Here is a 15,232-nt window from a genome sequence, read left to right as displayed (position 1 = left end):
GGTTCGCGCTACATGGCTGACAACGCATCCCAAGAAACAAGCTGACCTCCCCGGTCGCTGCGCGGTGCCTACCCCTCCAAAATACCCAGCCTTCCAGATTTCCCTCAAGGGTCTATCCGCTACATGCAGAATATGAAGCTCAGTGAGCTTAAGGCCAAATCCCCGGCCGAGTTGCTGGTGTTCGCTGAAGAACACGAGGTCGAGAACGCCTCGACCATGCGCAAACAGGAATTGATGTTTGCCATTCTCAAGGAACTGGCCGCCCAGGAAGTGGACATTACCGGCGAAGGCGTCGTTGAAGTCCTGCCCGATGGCTTCGGCTTCCTGCGCTCCCCGGACGCCAACTATCTGCCGGGTCCCGATGACATCTATGTCAGCCCATCCCAGATTCGCCGCTTCGGCCTGCGGACCGGCGACACGGTTGAAGGCCAGATCCGGTCTCCCAAGGATGGCGAGCGCTATTTCGCGCTGCTCAAGGTCAACACGATCAATTTCGAAGATCCCGAGGCGGTCCGCCACAAGGTCAACTTCGACAATCTCACCCCGCTCTATCCCGAAGAGCGGCTCCATATGGAGCTGCCCGATCCGACCCTCAAGGATCGTTCGGCCCGCCTGCTCGATCTGGTGGCGCCGCTCGGCAAGGGCCAGCGCGCCCTTATTGTTGCGCCGCCGCGTACTGGTAAAACCGTATTGTTGCAGAATATCGCACAATCGATCGCCACCAATCACCCCGAATGCTATCTGATCGTGCTGCTGATCGACGAGCGGCCGGAAGAAGTGACCGACATGCAGCGCTCGGTGCGCGGCGAAGTCATCTCATCGACCTTCGACGAGCCGGCCTCGCGCCATGTCCAGGTCGCCGAAATGGTGATCGAAAAGGCCAAGCGCCTCGTCGAGCACAAGCGTGACGTGGTCATCCTGCTCGATTCCATTACCCGCCTCGGCCGCGCCTACAACACCGTAGTGCCGAGCTCCGGCAAGGTGCTGACCGGTGGTGTCGACGCCAATGCCCTGCAGCGCCCGAAGCGTTTCTTCGGCGCCGCCCGCAATATCGAGGATGGCGGTTCGCTGACCATCATCTCCACGGCGCTGATCGATACCGGCAGCCGCATGGACGAAGTGATCTTCGAAGAATTCAAGGGCACCGGTAACTCGGAAATCATCCTTGACCGCAAGGTCGCCGACAAGCGCATCTTCCCTGCCCTCGACATTACCAAGTCGGGCACCCGCAAGGAAGAGTTGCTGGTCGAGCCGGACATCCTCAAGAAGATGTACGTCCTGCGCCGCATCCTCAATCCGATGGGGACGATCGACGCCATGGAATTCCTGATGGACAAGGTCCGGCAGACCAAGACCAATTCCGACTTCTTCGATTCGATGAATACCTGAAACACGTCGTGTGATGTTATCCAAAGAGCGGCATGCCGGAAGGCGTGTCGCTCTTTGCTTTGGACCTTCCGGCATGCAGACTGGCGATACAATTGTGGCCCTGTCCTCCGGCGCGCCGCCCTCCGGCGTGGCGGTGATCCGGCTGTCCGGTCCGCAGACCGAACCTTTGCTACGGGCAATCGCCGGCAAGCTGCCCGAACCGCGCAGGCTGACCCTCCGTGCCATCGGCCAGGAGAGCCTGCTCGATCGCGGCCTTATCGCCTGGTTTCCGGCACCGCACAGCTTTACCGGCGAAGACTGCGCCGAACTCCAGGTTCACGGCTCGCCGGCCGGCGTCCGCGCCATTCTCAAGCTCCTGGTCAGCCAGGGCGCGCGCCTTGCCGAGGCCGGCGAATTCACCCGCCGCGCCTTCGAGAATGGCAAGCTCGACCTGGTCGAGATCGAAGGGCTGGGTGATCTGCTGGAAGCGGAAACCGAAAACCAGCGGCGCCAGGCTTTGGCCCGCTTCGAGGGTGGCCTCAGCCAGCGCATCGACACCTGGCGCGATCAACTGCTCGACCTGCGCGCCGAGATCGAGGCGCGGCTCGATTTCTCCGACGAAGGCGATGTCGACGAGGCGCTGCCGCCCAGTTTCGGCGACGCCATCGCCGCCCTGCGTGCCGATATCGGCAATGCCCTGGCCTCGATCGAACACGGCCGCATTGTCCGCGAGGGTATTCGGGTGGCGCTGGCAGGACCGCCCAATGCCGGAAAATCCAGTCTTCTCAATGCCTTGGCCAAGTCAGACATCGCCATCGTCACCGACGAGGCCGGCACCACGCGCGACGTGCGCGAGGTCCCGCTCGACATCAATGGCCAGCTCTACATTTTGCTCGACCTGGCCGGCTTGCGCGACACCGACAGCAAGGCCGAAGCCGAAGGCGTGCGCCGCGCCCGCCTGGCCATCGACCAGGCCGATATCGTGCTCTGGCTCACCGCCCCCGACATTATTGGCGAGGCCCCGCAGACATTGCCGTCCACACATATCCGCGTCGGTACGAAGAGCGACCTCGCCGCCGTGGCCAATGCCGACCTGGTGGTCTCGGCGCAATCCGGCGCAGGTCTCGACGCCCTGTTACAGCGCATCGAGTCCATCGGCAGTTCCTTGTCGAGCGGAGAGCCAGCGCTTTTGAGCCGGGAGCGCGACCGTCTTGCTCTGGAAGCGGCGATGACCGCGCTGGATGCCTCCGCCCAGCAATTGGCGGTCCCGGAACTCGCGGCCGAGAGTTTGCGGATCGCGTCGCAATCCCTTGAGCGTCTGGTGGGGCGGCTGGATGCCGAGCGCGTATTGGATCGCCTGTTTGCCAGCTTCTGCATCGGCAAATGATTCACGTGGAACAATCTTCACGCCGAACGCTGCAGCGTGATCAGCTCTAGAATTGATTCACGTGAAACATTGGCCTATTGAGCCGGTCGGAGATCAAGCATGACCGACTATGCCGTCATCGTTGTAGGGGGAGGCCACGCCGGCTGTGAGGCCGCGGCCGCCTCGGCACGTCTGGGCGCGCCAACCGCCCTGGTCACCCACAAGTTCGCCACCATCGGTGAGATGAGCTGCAATCCCGCTATTGGCGGCTTGGGCAAGGGGCACCTCGTCCGCGAGATCGACGCGCTGGATGGCTTGATGGGCCGTGTCGCCGACCAGGCCGGCATCCAGTTCCGCGTGCTCAATCGCCGCAAGGGCCCGGCGGTGCGCGGTCCCCGCGCCCAGGCCGATCGCAAGCTTTACCGCCAGGCAATGCAGGCCGCCATCTCAGCACAAGCCAATCTCGACGTGATCGAGGGCGAAGTCGACGATGTCGAAGTCACCGATGGCGTCGTCAGCGGCGTTGTCCTGCTCGATGGCCGCCGCCTCGGCACCAGGGCGGTGGTGCTGACCACCGGTACCTTCCTGCGCGGCCTGATCCATCGCGGCGAGGAGACCACGCCGGCCGGCCGGGTCGGCGAGAAGCCCGTGCTCGGCCTCTCGACGCGCCTCGAAGCCCTCGGCCTGCAACTGGGCCGTCTCAAGACCGGCACGCCAGCCCGACTCGATGCGACCAGCATCGACTTCTCCGTGCTCGAAGAGCAGCCGGGCGACAATCCGCCCGAAGTCTTTTCGGCGCTCACCCGGGCCATTACCACGCGCCAGGTCAGCTGCCACATCACCCGCACCACGGCCGAGACGCATCGCATCATCTCGGACAATCTGCATCGCTCGGCCATGTATTCCGGCCGCATCCAGAGCCGCGGCCCGCGCTATTGCCCGTCTATCGAGGACAAGGTGGTCCGCTTCGCCGATCGCGACAGCCACCAGATTTTCCTTGAGCCAGAAGGACTTGACGACCAGACCATCTATCCTAATGGCCTTTCGACCTCGCTGCCGGCTGACGTGCAGGAGGCCTTCCTGCGCTCCATGCCGGGGCTCGAAAATGTCCGCATCGTGCGGCCCGGCTATGCCATCGAATATGACTATGTCGATCCCCGCGAACTGCGGCCGACGCTCGAGGTCAAGCGCCAGCCTGGCCTCTATCTCGCTGGCCAGATCAATGGCACGACGGGCTATGAAGAGGCTGGGGCGCAGGGTCTGCTGGCGGGTGCCAATGCGGCTCTCGCCGCTACCGGCGCGGCGCCACTGGTCCTGTCGCGCACCGAGAGCTATCTCGGCGTCATGGTTGATGACCTGGTAACGCGCGGCGTGTCCGAGCCCTATCGCATGTTCACGTCGCGCGCCGAATTCCGCCTGCATCTGCGGGCCGACAATGCCGACCAGCGGCTGACGCCGCTCGGCGTCACAACCGGTCTGGTGCAGGAAGAGCGCCGCGAGCTCTTCGCAGGCAAGGCCGAGGCACTCGATCGTGGCCGCACCATCCTGATGCAACTCACCACCTCGCCGAGTGCTGCCCGCAAGGCCGGTATCGCGGTGAACGAAGATGGCAAGGCGCGTTCCGCCTTCGACCTGCTGTCCTATCCCGAGTTGACGAGTGCGGATGTCATCCGCCTGTGGCCTGAAGTGGCGCAGATCGAGACCGGCATTGTCGAGCAGCTGACCGTGGATGCGCAATATGCGGTCTATCTCGACCGACAGCAGAATGACATTGCCGCCGTGCGGCGCGATGAGCAGAAGCCAATCCCTGACGGCCTTGATTATGCAACGATTCCCGGCCTCTCCATGGAGCTGCGGCAGAAGCTGGCGCAATACCGGCCACAGACCATTGCCCAGGCACAGGCCATGGACGGCATGACCCCGGCAGCAGTGACGCTCCTGCTGGCGGTGATCCGGCGCGGTGAATTCCGCAAGGCTGGTTGATGAGCAATCTCGATGCGCTCGCGCCCTATGCGAGGTACTTCACCCGGCCGGCGGGCGAAGTCGCGGCCGATCTGGAATCCTATGCTCAGCTGCTGCGCAAATGGCAGGCAGTGCAGAATCTTGTTTCACGTGAAACACTGGATGACGTGTGGTCGCGGCACTTTATAGACAGCCTGCAGGTTTTGCCGCTGCTCAAACCCAGCGACCATGCCTTTCTGGACCTTGGCAGTGGCGGCGGCCTGCCGGCACTGCCATTGGCCATCGCCTTGAAGGGGCCGAATCACCACTTCACCCTGGTCGAGCCCAATGGCCGCAAGGTCAGCTTCCTGCGGACGGTAGCACGGGAACTCAAGCTGATCGTCACTGTGGAGGGTGCCCGCAGTGACCAGATTGATTCACGTGAAACAGTGCCGCCTGACGTCATAACCTCCCGCGCCCTGGCCGGCTTGCCGCAGCTTTGCCAGTGGATGGCCCCGTTTTTTGCCCCGCAAACACGGGCCATTCTGCATAAAGGCCGGGAACATGTTGAAGAACTTGCCGAAGCCGCTACGCATTGGGACTTTAACGTGTTAGTAACGACCAGTGACACCGATGCGAGCGGAGTCCTGCTTACATTAAGCAATCTCCGTTTGAAATCAGTACGTTAGCGGCAACGAGCTGGAGGCCTGTAGTGGCGCCCCGTATCCTGACACTGGCCAACCAAAAGGGCGGCGTGGGCAAGACCACCACCGCCATCAACCTGGCGACGGCGCTGGCCGCGATCGGCGAACGCGTGCTGATTGTCGATCTCGATCCGCAGGGCAATGCCTCGACCGGACTCGGAATCTCGCGCACCGACCGCGAAGTCTCGTCCTATGACCTGCTGATCGGCGAAGCCACGGTGGCGCAGTCGGCCATCATGACCAGCGTGCCCAATGTGGCCATCGTGCCCTCGACCATGGACCTGCTGGGTGTCGAGCTGACCATTGCCGGCCATGCGGACCGCGCCTTCAAGCTGCGCAATGCCTTCAAGCGGCTGGGCGAACTCTCCATCAATGACAAGCCGGTCAGCTATATCCTGATCGACTGCCCGCCGTCGCTGAACCTGCTGACCATCAACTCCCTGGTGGCTGCCGATGCCGTGCTGGTGCCGCTGCAATGCGAGTTCTTCGCGCTGGAAGGCCTCAGCCAACTGCTTCAGACCATTGAACAAATTCGCTCGACGCTCAATCCGAACCTGTCGATCCAGGGCGTGGTGATGACCATGTTCGACAAGCGCAACAACCTGTCCGAGCAGGTGTTGCAGGACGTGCGCAGCGAGATGGGCGAGCTGGTCTATGACACGGTCATCCCGCGCAATGTGCGGCTGAGCGAGGCGCCGTCCTATGGCAAGCCGGCTCTGCTCTATGATTTGAAATGTGCCGGCAGCCAGGCCTATCTGCGGCTGGCAACCGAAGTGATCCGCCGCGAGCGGCAGCTCAACGCGGCATAGGAGCCCGGATATGAACGACAAACCCACACGTCTTGGTCGCGGGCTCGCGGCATTGATCGGCGACATGGCCACCGTCGAGGGTGCGCGCGTCACCGAATCGGGCGGCGTCAAGAAGCTGCCGGTCGAGTTCATCATCGCCAACCGGGCCAATCCGCGGCGCACCTTCGACAATGACCAACTCGAAGAGCTGACCAATTCGATTCGTGAAAAAGGCGTGATGCAGCCGCTCCTGGTGCGCCCCAGCGACGATCCGAATATTTTCGAGATCATCGCCGGCGAGCGCCGCTGGCGGGCGGCGCAAAAGGCGGGCCTGCATGAAGTGCCGGTTATCGTGCGCGATGTCGGCGACAAGGAAGCGCTCGAGCTGGCCATTATCGAGAATGTGCAGCGCGCCGATCTCAATCCGCTGGAAGAGGCCATGGGCTATGGCCAGCTGATCGAGCAGTTCGACTATACCCAGCAGGACCTGGCCCAGGTGATCGGCAAAAGCCGTTCGCATGTCGCCAATACCCTCCGGCTGCTGCGCCTGCCCGAAGACGTACGCGAAATGGTGGCCAGCGGCACGCTGACGGCCGGCCATGCCCGGACGCTGATCACCGCCGAGGATCCGGCAACCCTGGCGCGGCAGATCGTCTCCGGGGGTCTGTCGGTGCGCGAGGCTGAAGCCCTGAGCCAGCAACGCGAAGTGGCCGGCAAGAAGAAGCCAAGCGAGTCGCAGGTGGATCGCGATGCCGATACGGTGGCGCTGGAGCGCCGCCTGTCCGATGCGCTGGGGCTTTCGGTGGCGCTGGCGCATAGCGAGCGCGGCGGCAAGCTCGAAATCCGCTACAAGACGCTGGAACAGCTCGACGGCCTCTGCCTCAAGCTGACGGGCTACGCGAACTAGTCGGTTGCGGCTGTCTTACCGGCGATCGTTGGTTCGATGTTTCACATGAAACATTCTGAGGGCCGCTAATGCGCGGCGGCCATCATGCAGATGGCCAGCAACGCCCGCCTGAGCCCGGCTTCCGCCAGGCCCGGCCGTCGCCGGCTGTCTGCCGTCGCCTGCAGGATGCGCTCTGACGCCGTTGCCAATGCGCTATCCGACCACAGGCGCAATTGCTGCTCCAGTGCGGAAATCCGTGAGAAATGCGGCTTGGGCCGCAGCCCCTCCAGCACCTGGCGCGGCGCCTTGCCGGCGTCGACTTCGGTCCGCCAGCGGCGCAGATTGGCAAAGTGGATATTGCACATGGCGAGGAGCCGCTGCGGATCGACCGCTGAGGACAGCGCCCGGTTCAGCGCCAGTTCCAGCTTTTCGGCGTGGCCGCCGCCGGTGGCGTCGAGAATGGCGTCGATGACCAGCATGCCATTGTCAGCACACAATAAAAGCACGTCCTCGCGCGTCAGCACCTTGCTTGACGCCGCGTAGAGGCAGAGCTTTTCGAGCTCCCGCCTTGTGATCTCGCGGTCATTGCCGAGGATTTCGCGCAATGTCGTCACCAAATCGGCGTCGATGCGGATGCCTTGCTGGTTGAAGGTTTCGCGGATCAGCGCCTGCAGTGTCTCGTCGCTGTCGGGATAGCAGGGCAGGGCGCGGCCCAGCCTGGCCGCCTCCACCAGGGCGCGCAGCGCATCCTTGGGCGTGAGGTTACCCGCTTCGAGCACGATGGCGGCGCCGGCCGGGTCGTCGCGTAGCTCTGTCAGCGTCATGACCAGGGATTTCCCCGCTCCGCGCACCCGCACGATGCGCTTGCCGCCGAACAGCGACATGGTCCGCGCCTCGACGGCAAGAATGGAGGGGTCGGCATCCACTTCCGCGCCATCGAGCGTGACGAGACTGACCGATTCGGGATCGTCGCCGCTGAGTTGCCGGATCAGCCGCTGCGCCGTCTCGCGGACGAGGCCCGCATCGGGGCCATAGGCGAGGAAAATGCCCTCGGTCAGGTCCGGCCGCGCCAGAAAGCGCGCGACTTCGTGGGCCTTGAGAGCCGTCATCCGCGGCTGAGCGCGGCCAGGACTGCCAGCCGCAGCGATTCGGCGGCCGCCTTGGCGGCGCGTTCGGTGGCTTCGGTCGCCGCCGTGGTATCGGCCAGGACCTGGCTGTTGGCGGTATATTCGGCGGTGGCCCGGCGGGTGAAGCTGATGGGCTCGATATCGCTGCCATCGCGCCGGGCAATGGTCAGGGTGGCGGTGACGGTCACCCGGTAGGGCTTGCTGGGATTGGCCGTACTGGTGAGGAAGCCGAGGCCACCGGCCGAGGAAGAGACGGAAACCGTGGCCAGCGGCGCGGTTTCGGAGGTCGAGCTGCCCAGCCGCAACGCAAGTTCCTGATAGACCACCTGTTCGAGCCGGCTATTGGGCTTGGCATAGGCCAGGTTCAGCAGGGGCTGGCTGGCCAGCGCCCCGCTATAGACCGGCGAGAAGCTGCAGGCGCCCAGAGCGGCGCCGGTTGCGAGCAGGATTGCGGCCAGAGCGATGGGCCGGCTGCGTCTAGACCACGACATTGACGATCCTGTCCGGGACGATGACGATCTTCTTGGGTGCCTTGCCGTCGAGAATGCGGACTATCTCGTCCAAAGACAAGACCAACGTCTCGACCTCGGCTGCCGGCAGGCCCTTGGCCACGGTAATCTCGCCGCGGCGCTTGCCGTTGATCTGGATCGGCATGGTGACGCTGTCGTCGACCAGCAGGGCCGGATCGACTTCGGGCCAGGGCGCATCGGCCACCAGCCCCGGCTTGCCCAGCGCCTCCCAGCAGGTTTCGGCCAGATGCGGCATCATCGGGGCAATCAGCTGGATCAGCCGCTCCACGCCCTCGGCAAGGGCATCGACGCGGCTGTCCGGAGCGGCAGCCACGAGGCCGGCCGAGCGCACCAGTGCATTGGTCAGCTCATAGATCTGCGCCACGGCGCGGTTGAAGCGCAGGCCCTCGATATCGCCGCCGACCTGATGCACGGCGCGATGCACGATTCTGCGGAGCGCCAGCGCCTCGCTGTCGTCAGAACCGCGAACAGTCCCGGCAGACTGTTCCGTCAAGGCGATGGTTTCACCCACCAGACGCCAGACGCGCTGCTGGAAGCGGCTGGCGCCCTCGACGCCGGCCTCGGTCCACTGCACGTCGCGCTCGGGAGGAGAGTCCGACAGCATGAACCAGCGCGCCGTATCGGCGCCATAGGTGGCGACGATCTCGTCGGGATCGACGACGTTCTTCTTGGATTTGCTCATCTTTTCGATCGAGCCGATGCTGATCGGTTCACCGGAGGTCAGATGCGTGGCGCGGCGGCCCTCGCCAAAGGTCTCGACCACGATATCGGCGGGCGCGACCCATTCGCCGGCGGGCGACTTGTAGGTCTCGTGCGTCACCATGCCCTGGGTGAAGAGGCCCTTGAAGGGCTCGTCCAGCCCGACATGGCCCGTCGCCTTCATGGCGCGGGTGAAGTAGCGCGAATAGAGCAGGTGCAGGATCGCGTGCTCGACGCCGCCGATATACTGGTCGACCGGCAGCCAGCGATTGGCGATGTCGGGCACGGTCGGGGTTTCGGCCTGCGGCGCGGTGAAGCGGGCATAGTACCAGGACGAATCGACGAAGGTGTCCATCGTGTCGGTTTCCCGGCGGGCCGGGGCGCCGCATTGCGGGCAGTCGACATGCTTCCAGGTGGGGTGATGGTCCAGCGCATTGCCGGGCTTGTCGAAGCTGACATCCTCGGGCAGCACCACCGGCAGGTCCTTCTTGGGCACTGGTATCGTGCCGCAGACCTCGCAATGGATCACCGGAATGGGGCAGCCCCAATAGCGCTGGCGCGATACGCCCCAGTCGCGCAGGCGATAGTTGACCTCGACCTTGCCCTGGGGCTGGCCATCGACGGTCCGGCCGGCGAAATGGGCGGCGGCGGCCTTCTTGGCCTCGGCAATCGCCAGCCCGTCGAGAAAGCCGGAATTGAAGATCACGCCGTCATCGGTAAAGGCCTCGTCACCCACGACAAAGCCGGCATCCGCATCGGCGGGCCGCACCACGGGCAAGACGGGCAGGTCATATTTGCGGGCGAAGTCGAGGTCGCGCTGGTCATGCGCCGGGCAGCCGAAAATGGCGCCGGTGCCATAGTCCATCAGCACGAAATTGGCGGCATAGACGGGCAGCGTCTGGCCCTCGAGCACGGGATGTTTCACGTGCAGCCCGGTGAAGACGCCTTTCTTCTCGGCCTTTTCCAGCGTTTCGGTCGCCGTGCCCTGGCGGCGGAATTCAGCAATGAATTCAGCCAGTTCGGCATTGCCGCCCGCCAGTTCGGCGGTCAGCGGATGGTCGGGCGACAGCGCGATGAAGGAGGCGCCGAAGATCGTATCGGGGCGCGTGGTGAAGACGTCGATGCTGGTCGCCGCGGTGGCATTGGCCGGCACCAGTTCGAACAGCAGGCGCAGGCCCTCGGACTTGCCGATCCAGTTGCGCTGCATGGTGCGCACTTTTTCGGGCCAGTCGGTCAGCCCGTCGAGGCCGGTCAGCAGGTCCTCGGCAAAGTCGGAGATCTTGAAGAACCACTGGGTCAGCTCGCGCTGTTCCACCACGGCCCCCGAGCGCCAGCCGCGCCCGTCGATGACCTGCTCATTGGCCAGCACGGTCATGTCGACCGGGTCCCAGTTGACCTTGGACTGCTTGCGCGTCACGAGGCCCGCCGCCATCATGTCGATGAACATCGACTGCTGGTGCCTGTAATATTCCGGCTCGCAGGTGGCGATTTCGCGCGTCCAGTCGATGGCGAGGCCCATGGACTTGAGCTGCGCCTTCATGGCGGCGATGTTGGCCCGCGTCCAGGTGCCGGGGTGGGTCTTGCGCTCGATCGCCGCGTTCTCGGCGGGAAGCCCGAAGGCGTCCCAGCCCATGGGGTGGAGCACATTCTTGCCCCTCGCCCGCTGGTAGCGCGCCACCACGTCGCCCATGGAATAATTGCGCACATGGCCCATATGGATGCGGCCCGAGGGATAGGGGAACATCTCGAGGACGTAGTAGGGCTCGCGCTTGTCGTCATTGGAGCTGACAAAGCTCTGGTTTTCGTCCCAGACCTTCTGCCATTTCGGTTCCATCTCGCGCGGATTGTAGCGTTCGCCGCTCACTGGGTCTCGTCCTTGAATGATCGGCGCTTGGCGCCCGGGAGTAAAGTGTCGCTCAGCGGCGCAAATGTCCGGCGCAGCTTGCGTTTCTTGGGGATTTTGGCTACCGGACCATCACCAGAAATCCCCCCCAAGGTCAACAGCAACAGGGCGAAAGCATGGACACTCGTGCAGCCGACCGGCTCGACGCCATAAGCCAGCGCATCGCCCGGGCGCAGGAGCGCTTCGGGGCGCCGCCCGAGCGGGTGCAGCTCGTCGCCGTGTCCAAGACCTTTGCCGCCGAGGACATCATCCCGTTCCTCGAAGCCGGGCAGCGCGTCTTCGGGGAAAACCGGGTGCAGGAGGCCCAGGCCAAGTGGCCGGCCCTGCGCCAAGCCTGGCCCGATATCGAGCTGCATTTGATCGGACCGCTGCAGACCAACAAGGCGCGCGAGGCGGTGGCGCTGTTCGACGTCATCGAGACGGTCGACCGCGAGAAACTCGCCAGCACGCTGGCAGCAGAAATGCAGCGTGCTGGCCGCAAGCTGCCCTGTTTCGTGCAGGTCAATATCGGTCTCGAAGAACAGAAGGCCGGCATTGCCCCGGCCGAGGCCGTGGCCTTTGTCGAGCGCTGCCGGAGCGTGCATGGCCTCGATATCGTCGGCCTCATGTGCATTCCCCCCGACGGGGTGCCGCCGGGGCCCTATTTCGCCCAGCTGGCCGAGCTGGGCCGCGCCGCCGCGGTTGCCAGCCTCTCCATGGGGATGAGCGGCGATTTCGAGGTCGGCATTGCCATGGGCGCAACCCATGTCCGGGTCGGCTCGGCGCTGTTCGGCCACCGCCCGCCATTGGGCGCCTGAAACAACAGTATTTCGCACGTCCGGGGGCGAAACACTGCAACTTCCAGCCGTAATTTTCGTTGCTGATGACTGTAACGCCGTTGTGATTGGCTGGCCAAAAACCGGTCGCAATATTGTGACCATGGCTGGTTGGCGCGAAAAGACCGGAGAAAACAATGAACAAGCGACGCATCCTGCTGGTGGACGATGATGCGGATCTGCGCGAGACCCTGGTCGAACAGCTGCAAGCTCATCCCGAATTCGACATTCTGCAGGCCGGCACGGCCAATGACGCGCTCAAGGTTACCCGCGAGAGCAATATCGACCTGATGATCCTCGATGTCGGCCTGCCCGATATGGATGGGCGCGAGGCCGTCAAGGTGCTGCGCGCCGAGGGCTACAAGAGCCCCATCCTGATGCTGACGGGCCATGACAGCGATGCCGACCAGATCCGCGGCCTCGATTCCGGCGCCAATGACTATCTCACCAAGCCATTCCGCTTTCCGGTGCTGCTGGCGCGCATCAATGCCGCCTTGCGCCAGCACGACCAGAGCGAGGACGTGGTCTTCACCATCGGTCCCTACAGCTTCCAGCCCTCGGCCAAGATCCTCGAGGCCAATGACGGCAACAAGGTGCGGTTGACCGACAAGGAAACCTCGATCCTCAAATACCTCTATCGCCAGGGGCCCAAGACCATCACGCGCGACGTGCTGCTCAAGGAAGTGTGGGGCTACAACAACCGCGTCACCACGCATACGCTGGAAACCCATATCTATCGCCTGCGCCAGAAGATCGAGCGCGATCCGTCCAATGCACGGCTGCTGGTCACTGAAGAGGGCGGCTATCGCCTCGTTCCGTGAAACCCGGGGACGGCGCCTCCGGGGCGCAAAATCCGGTATAAAATCACGTCAAATGCCCTATAGGATGAACCGGCTCCGCTCTGGCGGAGCCGTGACGCATCCGGATTGGGGCCTATGATCAGGGACGATGCGGCCGAGGCACTCGCTCTGGCCGAATTCTTCGATATCTGCGACGACGAGCAGCGGCGCATGCTGGCCTTTGCCGGCGACCTGCGCCAGTTCGAGCCCGACGCGGTGCTCTACCAGGCCGGCGCGGTGCCGCAGGGCGCCTTCGTGCTGGTCTCGGGGACGCTCAAGGCCAAGCCGGAAGGCCCCGGCGCGGGCAAGCCCTATGCCATTTCCGAGCCGGGCAGTGTCGTGTCGTCCATGGCGCTGATCCTCTCCAAGCCGCGCCCTGTCACCATTACCGCCGTCACCGACAGCGAGGCGCTGTTCGTGCCCCGCACCGCCTTTCTCAAGCTGGTGCAGCAGTCACCCGACCTGGCGCAACGCGCCGTCGCCCGCGTCGAGCGGGATCTGGGCAATTATCTGGGCGCCATCGAGCCGGTCGGCCGCCGCATGAAGGCAGGCGACAAGTAGCCTTTTCTTGCCTCTCCCTTGGGCAAGAAGTGAAGGTCAGACCCCCGCAAAGCGCGCAATCACCGGCACGTGGTCGCTGGGTTGCGGGCTATAGCCGCGATAGGCCTTGATGATCTCGGTCCCGATGCAGTGCTCGGCGACATCGGCGGTGGACCAGATATGGTCGAGGCGCCGGCCCTTGTTGGCATTTTCCCAGTCGGCGCTGCGATAGCTCCACCACGAATATAGCTTCTGGTCATGGGGCACATGCTTGCGCACGAGGTCCACCCAGCCATGCCCGCCATTGAGGATGGCGTCGAGCGCCTGCGTCTCGACAGGCGTGTGGCTGACGATCTTGAGCAGCTGCTTGTGGCTCCACACATCGTTTTCGTGCGGCGCGATGTTGAAGTCGCCGGCAATCAGGTGGCCGCGCTGGAACACGGGCTCGTTGAACCAGCCGGTCAGTTCGCTGAGGAAGCCCAGCTTGTGCTTGAACTTGGGATTGATTTCGGGGTCGGCCTCATCGCCGCCGGCGGGAATGTAGAAATCGTGCAGTGTCACCGGGCCGTGGCCGAAATCGGTCAGCGCCGAGATATGGCGCGATTCGGGGATTTCGCAGAACATCCGGCTCGACACGTCGGTCAACGGGAATTTCGAGACGATGGCCACGCCATGATAGCCCTTCTGGCCGTGCACTGCATGGTGGGGATAGCCGGCCCCGGTAAAGGCATTGCGCGGAAACTGGTCATCCGTGCACTTGATCTCCTGGAACATGATCACGTCGGGCGCATGCCGGGCGATGAAATCGAGCACCATGGGCAGGCGCAGGCGGATCGAATTGATGTTCCAGGTGACGATCGAGACGGGCATCTTTGGCCTTTGGCTGGCGAGGGACATTCTTATCGCCAAGAGCGTTGGGCAGGACAAGCCGGTTTTGTCGCAAAGTGGGCGTGAGGTCTGCCATGGCTGCTGCCATCCGAGTGGAGCAGCACCTCCCCCTTGATGGGGGAGGGTGGGAGGCTCAGAGGGGTGTCACCCCATCCCTGATCCTTCTCTCGGCCAACAAAAAACCCGGCCTTGCGACCGGGTTTCTCAATTCAGTACGGCGCCAGGGCTTATTCGGCCTTGGGCTCTTCGCTTGCTGCAGCGGCCTCAGCCTCGGCAGCCTTGGCGGCTGCTGCGGCTTCCGCATCCTTGGCGGCCTGCTCGGCGGCAAAGGCCTCGGCGGCGGCGATCTTTTCGGCTTCGCGGGCTTCGCGAGCAGCCTGGGCGGCAGTGCGCTCGCCGGCTTCGATCTTCTTGGTGCGCGAATTGGTCGATTCGAAAATACGGGCCGATTTGCCGCGACGATCGCGCAGGTAGTACAGCTTGGCGCGACGCACCTTGCCGCGCTTGAGCACTTCAACCGAGGCCACGTTCGGGGAATAGAGCGGGAACACGCGTTCCACGCCTTCGCCGTAGGAAATCTTGCGCACGGTGAAGGAAGCGGTGATGCCGCCGCCATTGAGGGCGATCACGACGCCTTCATAGGCCTGCAGGCGTTCTTTTTCGCCTTCGCGGATCTTGACCCACACCTTGACGGTATCGCCATGGGTGAAGTCGGGAAGCTCGCGCTTGGCGGCCAGTTCTTCGACATGCTCAGCATTGAGCTGCTGGATGATATTCATGATCCGTCCTGATCTTTTCAAAGGAGCGCTTGTCGCGTTTTTGAGGCGCGGCGCCCGGT

The 15,232-nt window shown here is 63.8% G+C and carries 14 protein-coding genes; 9 read left to right on the top strand and 5 right to left on the bottom strand.

Annotated features, from left to right (window positions below; genetic code table 11):
* Positions 1–123: 123 nt before the first annotated feature.
* From rho to ACLI1C_RS19825, 6 genes are all read left to right on the top strand, one after another.
* Entirely contained in the window at positions 124–1,389 is a 1,266-nt protein-coding gene (gene rho, locus ACLI1C_RS19850; RefSeq protein WP_332687518.1) for a transcription termination factor Rho, read from the top strand.
* A 73-nt stretch (positions 1,390–1,462) separates the two neighbouring features.
* Positions 1,463–2,755 carry a tRNA uridine-5-carboxymethylaminomethyl(34) synthesis GTPase MnmE gene (gene mnmE / locus ACLI1C_RS19845; protein ID WP_411399299.1) on the top strand — a complete coding sequence of 431 codons (1,293 nt, stop codon included), beginning with the start codon at positions 1,463–1,465 and terminating at the stop codon, positions 2,753–2,755.
* A 99-nt stretch (positions 2,756–2,854) separates the two neighbouring features.
* Complete coding sequence (gene mnmG, locus ACLI1C_RS19840; protein WP_411399298.1) at positions 2,855–4,717, top strand: tRNA uridine-5-carboxymethylaminomethyl(34) synthesis enzyme MnmG; 1,863 nt, start codon at positions 2,855–2,857, stop codon at positions 4,715–4,717.
* Positions 4,717–5,364 carry a 16S rRNA (guanine(527)-N(7))-methyltransferase RsmG gene (gene rsmG / locus ACLI1C_RS19835; protein ID WP_411399297.1) on the top strand — a complete coding sequence of 216 codons (648 nt, stop codon included), beginning with the start codon at positions 4,717–4,719 and terminating at the stop codon, positions 5,362–5,364. Before mnmG ends, rsmG begins: the two co-directional genes overlap by 1 nt.
* Positions 5,365–5,387: 23 nt before the next feature.
* On the top strand, positions 5,388–6,188 hold the full coding sequence (locus tag ACLI1C_RS19830) for a ParA family protein (protein ID WP_411399296.1): 801 nt from the start codon (positions 5,388–5,390) through the stop codon (positions 6,186–6,188).
* A 10-nt stretch (positions 6,189–6,198) separates the two neighbouring features.
* Positions 6,199–7,074: a ParB/RepB/Spo0J family partition protein gene (locus ACLI1C_RS19825; protein WP_411399295.1), complete on the top strand. Its 876-nt coding sequence runs from the start codon at positions 6,199–6,201 to the stop codon at positions 7,072–7,074.
* Positions 7,075–7,139: 65 nt separating this feature from the next.
* Here ACLI1C_RS19825 and holA read toward each other — a convergent pair whose 3' ends face one another.
* From holA to leuS, 3 genes are read right to left on the bottom strand one after another with little or no spacing between them, the layout of a single operon-like run.
* Positions 7,140–8,162: a DNA polymerase III subunit delta gene (gene holA, locus ACLI1C_RS19820; RefSeq protein WP_411399294.1), complete on the bottom strand. Its 1,023-nt coding sequence runs from the start codon at positions 8,160–8,162 to the stop codon at positions 7,140–7,142.
* Positions 8,159–8,671, bottom strand: a complete 513-nt coding sequence (lptE, locus tag ACLI1C_RS19815; protein WP_411399293.1) for an LPS assembly lipoprotein LptE — start codon at positions 8,669–8,671, stop codon at positions 8,159–8,161. The genes holA and lptE overlap by 4 nt, the downstream gene beginning before the upstream one ends.
* On the bottom strand, positions 8,658–11,273 hold the full coding sequence (leuS, locus tag ACLI1C_RS19810) for a leucine--tRNA ligase (RefSeq protein WP_411399292.1): 2,616 nt from the start codon (positions 11,271–11,273) through the stop codon (positions 8,658–8,660). Before leuS ends, lptE begins: the two co-directional genes overlap by 14 nt.
* Positions 11,274–11,428: 155 nt before the next feature.
* Here leuS and ACLI1C_RS19805 point away from each other — a divergent pair, with 155 nt between their 5' ends.
* From ACLI1C_RS19805 to ACLI1C_RS19795, 3 genes are all read left to right on the top strand, one after another.
* Complete coding sequence (locus tag ACLI1C_RS19805; RefSeq protein WP_411399291.1) at positions 11,429–12,109, top strand: YggS family pyridoxal phosphate-dependent enzyme; 681 nt, start codon at positions 11,429–11,431, stop codon at positions 12,107–12,109.
* A gap of 155 nt (positions 12,110–12,264) precedes the next feature.
* Positions 12,265–12,948: a response regulator transcription factor gene (locus tag ACLI1C_RS19800; protein ID WP_411399290.1), complete on the top strand. Its 684-nt coding sequence runs from the start codon at positions 12,265–12,267 to the stop codon at positions 12,946–12,948.
* A gap of 114 nt (positions 12,949–13,062) precedes the next feature.
* The gene (locus ACLI1C_RS19795) at positions 13,063–13,527 is read left to right on the top strand and encodes a Crp/Fnr family transcriptional regulator (protein ID WP_411399289.1); all 465 of its coding nucleotides are present in this window, start codon (positions 13,063–13,065) and stop codon (positions 13,525–13,527) included.
* 36 nt (positions 13,528–13,563) lie between these two features.
* Here the strand turns inward: ACLI1C_RS19795 and ACLI1C_RS19790 are convergent, their stop codons facing one another.
* Positions 13,564–14,376, bottom strand: coding sequence for an exodeoxyribonuclease III (locus ACLI1C_RS19790; RefSeq protein ID WP_411399397.1), 813 nt, complete (start codon positions 14,374–14,376; stop codon positions 13,564–13,566).
* A gap of 245 nt (positions 14,377–14,621) precedes the next feature.
* The gene (gene rplS / locus ACLI1C_RS19785; protein ID WP_411399288.1) at positions 14,622–15,173 is read right to left on the bottom strand and encodes a 50S ribosomal protein L19; all 552 of its coding nucleotides are present in this window, start codon (positions 15,171–15,173) and stop codon (positions 14,622–14,624) included.
* Between the last annotated feature and the right edge of the window lie 59 nt (positions 15,174–15,232).

Origin of the sequence: Devosia sp. XGJD_8 (assembly GCF_046614475.1) — a bacterium.
GTDB lineage: Bacteria > Pseudomonadota > Alphaproteobacteria > Rhizobiales > Devosiaceae > Devosia.
This window is presented reverse-complemented; position numbering and strand designations above follow the sequence as displayed.